This window comes from Streptomyces jumonjinensis (genome assembly GCF_009600885.1).
Taxonomy (GTDB): domain Bacteria; phylum Actinomycetota; class Actinomycetes; order Streptomycetales; family Streptomycetaceae; genus Streptomyces; species Streptomyces jumonjinensis.
The window spans coordinates 1-4,250 of the sequence record NZ_VCLA01000132.1 but is presented as its reverse complement, the minus strand read 5'-3'; the positions used below and the strand labels follow the sequence as shown (position 1 = coordinate 4,250).

General features: G+C 70.7%; 3 protein-coding genes. All 3 read left to right on the top strand.

The features are described 5' to 3' along the window. The coding region (locus FF041_RS15555) for a DUF3459 domain-containing protein (protein ID WP_153523381.1) at window positions 1–1,298 on the top strand (1,298 nt) is incomplete at its 5' end. Further along, a complete protein-coding gene (gene treS, locus FF041_RS15550) occupies window positions 1,295–3,001 on the top strand; it encodes a maltose alpha-D-glucosyltransferase (RefSeq protein ID WP_153523380.1) in 1,707 nt (568 codons plus the stop codon). The genes FF041_RS15555 and treS, both read left to right, overlap by 4 nt. Before the next feature lie 308 nt (window positions 3,002–3,309). Beyond that, window positions 3,310–4,250, top strand: a 941-nt coding sequence (locus tag FF041_RS15545) for a maltokinase N-terminal cap-like domain-containing protein (protein WP_407698163.1), incomplete at its 3' end; no start/stop codon positions are given.

Here is a 4,250-nt window from a genome sequence, read left to right as displayed (position 1 = left end):
TCGCCGCGATGGGCTTCGACGTGGTCTATCTGCCGCCCGTCCACCCCATCGGCGCCACCCACCGCAAGGGCCGCGACAACGCCCTCTCCGCGGGAGCGCACGATGTCGGCGTGCCCTGGGCGATCGGCTCCCGGGACGGCGGCCATGACGCCCTCCACCCCGACCTCGGCACCTTCGCGGACTTCGACCGCTTCGTGGCGGCGGCCCGCGCCCTGCGGATGGAGATCGCCCTCGACTTCGCCCTCCAGTGCTCCCCCGACCACCCCTGGGTCAGCGAGCACCCCGAGTGGTTCCGCCGCCGCGCCGACGGCTCGATCGCCCACGCCGAGAACCCGCCCAAGAAGTACCAGGACATCTACCCCATCGCCTTCGACGACGACATGCGGGGACTGGTCCGTGAGACCCTGCGGGTACTGCGCTTCTGGATGGCGCGCGGTGTGCGGATCTTCCGCGTCGACAATCCGCACACCAAGCCGGTCGTCTTCTGGGAGGCGGTGCTCGCGGACATCGCCCGTACCGACCCCGACATCGTCTTCCTGGCCGAGGCGTTCACCCGCCCGGCGATGATGCGCACCCTGGCCGCCGTCGGCTTCCAGCAGTCGTACACCTACTTCACCTGGCGCACCACCAAGCGGGAGCTGACCGAGTACGTCACCGAGCTCGCCGGGGACTCGGCCTCGTACATGCGTCCCAACTTCTTCGTGAACACCCCGGACATCCTGCCCGACCATCTCCAGCACGGCGGGCGTCCGGCGTTCGAGACACGCGCGGTGCTGGCCGCCACCCTCTCCCCCAGCTGGGGGATGTACGCGGGGTACGAGCTCTGCGAGAACACCCCGCTGCGGGCGGGCGGCGAGGAGTATCTGCACTCCGAGAAGTACGAGCTGCGCCCCCGCGACTGGGAGTCCGCCGAGCGCACGGGCCGCACGATCGCCCCCCTGATCACGGCCCTCAACCGGATCAGACGGCGCCATCCCGCGCTCCAGCAACTGCGGGACGTCGCCTTCCACCCCACCGACAACGACGCGGTCATCGCGTACTCCAAACGGTCCGGCCGGGACGCCGTCATCGTCGTCGTCAACCTCGACCCCCACCACACCCAGGAGGCCACGGTCTCGTTGGACATGCCGCGACTCGGCCTCGCCTGGCACGAGACCGCTCCGGTGCGCGATGAGCTCACCGGCGAGACCTATCACTGGGGCAGAGCCTCGTATGTGCGCCTAGAGCCGGGCCGCACGCCCGCGCACATCGTGGCTCTGCGACCGTCCCCGCCGATCGGAGGGTCACCCACATCATGATCGTCAACGAGCCCGTACACGACCTGTTCGAGGACACGCCGGCCAAGGACCGCGATCCCGACTGGTTCAAGCGGGCGGTCTTCTACGAAGTCCTCGTCCGGTCCTTCCAGGACAGCAACGGCGACGGCGTCGGAGACCTCAAGGGCATCACCGCCAAACTCGACTACCTCCAGTGGCTGGGGGTCGACTGCCTCTGGCTGCCGCCGTTCTTCAAGTCACCGCTCCGGGACGGCGGTTACGACGTATCCGACTACACCTCCGTACTGCCGGAGTTCGGCGACCTCGCCGACTTCGTGGAGTTCGTCGACTCCTCGCACCAGCGCGGCATGCGCGTCATCATCGACTTCGTCATGAATCACACGAGCGACCAGCACGAGTGGTTCCTCCAGTCCCGCGCCGACCCCGAGGGGCCCTACGGCGACTACTACGTCTGGGCCGACGACGACAAGCAGTTCCAGGACGCCCGGATCATCTTCGTCGACACCGAGACCTCCAACTGGACCTTCGACCCGGTCCGCAAGCAGTACTACTGGCACCGCTTCTTCTCCCACCAGCCCGATCTCAACTACGAGAACCCGGCGGTGCAGGAGGAGATCATCTCGGCGCTGCGCTTCTGGCTGGACCTGGGCATCGACGGCTTCCGCCTGGACGCCGTCCCGTATCTCCACCAGGAGGAGGGCACCAACTGCGAGAACCTCCCCGCCACCCACTCCTTCCTCAGACGGGTGCGCAAGGAGATCGACGCGCACTACCCCGACACCGTGCTGCTCGCCGAGGCCAATCAGTGGCCGGAGGACGTCGTCGACTACTTCGGCGACTTCCGGGGCGGCGGCGACGAATGCCATATGGCGTTCCACTTCCCGGTGATGCCGCGGATCTTCATGGCGGTGCGGCGCGAGTCCCGCTACCCCGTCTCCGAGATCCTCGCCAAGACCCCGGCCATCCCCGAGAACTGCCAGTGGGGCATCTTCCTGCGCAACCACGACGAGCTGACCCTCGAAATGGTCACGGACGAAGAGCGCGACTACATGTACGCGGAGTACGCCAAGGATCCGAGGATGCGGGCCAACATCGGCATCCGCCGCCGGCTCGCGCCGCTGCTGGACAACGACCGCAACCAGATCGAGCTGTTCACCGCGCTCCTGCTGTCGCTGCCCGGCTCGCCGATCCTCTACTACGGCGACGAGATCGGGATGGGCGACAACATCTGGCTCGGCGACCGGGACGCGGTGCGCACGCCCATGCAGTGGACGCCCGACCGGAACGCGGGCTTCTCCTCCTGCGACCCCGGACGGCTCTATCTGCCGACCATCATGGACCCGGTCCACGGCTACCAGGTCACCAATGTCGAGGCGTCGATGACCAGCCCGTCGTCGCTGCTGCACTGGACCCGGCGGATGATCGAGATCCGTAAGCAGAACCACGCCTTCGGACTCGGCTCGTACACCGAGCTGCCGTCGTCCAACCCCGCCGTGCTCGCCTTCGCCCGGGAGCACCGGGACGACCTGGTCATGTGCGTGCACAACTTCTCCCGGTTCGCCCAGCCCACCGAGCTGGATCTGCGGGAGTTCATCGGCCGGCGTCCGGTCGAGCTGATCGGCGGGGTGCGCTTCCCGGCCATCGGCCAGTGGCCCTATCTGCTCACCCTGGCGGGCCACGGCTTCTACTGGTTCCGCCTCCGGAAGGACCCGGCCGCGGCCTGACCCCCGGACCGGGGGCCCGACCCCTTGGGCCCCTGGGTCCCGGTCAGGGCCCGCCCCCGGTCCCCCGTCCCCCGCTCCCCGGCCGCCGACAGCCCGGCGACCGGGCCGGGCTGTCGGCCGCCCCCCGGACCCCGGCCGGAGAGCGCGAGCGCCGGCCCCCGGGCGTACCCCCGCGGGGCGGTTTCCACCGCCCCGCGCCGGGCACTCGCCCGCCACCTCCGCGCGCCGCCGGACAGTCAACGCCACGATCCGAGACACTCTGCGCATTCGGCGCATTCGTGGCGTACCCGGGGAAAGGACCCGATTCCATGTCGGAGGCTGCTTCCACCCGGACTTCCGTCGGTCTTCTTCCCTCCCTGGCGCCGCTGCTGCACTCCTGGCTGCCGCGCCAGCGCTGGTTCGCCGGAAAGGACCAGCCGGTCACCGGCTTCTCGCTGGTCTCCGAGACCGAGCTGCTGCCGGTCCGCGGCGCCGGCGCCGGCCCCGGCCTGCTCCATCTGCTGGTCGCGGTCCACCGCCCCGCCTCCGCCGACGAGCTGGCCCACGACTGCTACCAGCTCCTCCTCGGCGTACGCCGCACCCTGCCGCCCCATCTCGCGGGCGCGCTCATCGGCCGCCCGGCCGCGGGGCCGCTGGCGGGACGGACGGTGTACGAGGGGCTGCACGACCCCCGGCTCGCGGAGCTGATCCTGGAGCGGCTGCGGACCCCCGGCGTCCTCGGGCCGCTGCGCTTCGACCGGTTCGACCGCATCGGCCGGTTCGGCGGGTTCGGCACGGGCCCCGGCGTGAGCGGCGGACTGACCGCCAGACCCCTGGACGCCGAGCAGTCCAACTCGTCCCTGGTGTACGGGGACGCGTACATCCTCAAATTCTTCCGGCGCGTCCAGCCGGGCCCCAACCCCGATCTGGAACTGCCGCTGGCGCTCGCCCGCGCGGGCTGCACCCGGGTCCCCGCCCCCGTCGCCTGGTACGAGTCGGCCGCCCCCCAGCCGTACACCCTCGGCGTGCTCCAGCCCTATCTGCGCGGCTCCCGGGACGGCTGGCGGCTCGCGCTGGAGGCGCTGGCCGCCGGGGCGCCCTTCACCGACGAGGCCCGCGCCCTGGGCCGGGTCACCGCCGAGGTGCACACCGCGCTCGCCGCCGAGCTGCCCACCGCGCCGCTGAGCCATCCGCAGACCGAGCGGCTCGCGGCGGGGATGATCCGCAGGCTCGGCGAGGCCGCCCGCGCCGTGCCCGCGCTGCTGCCGTA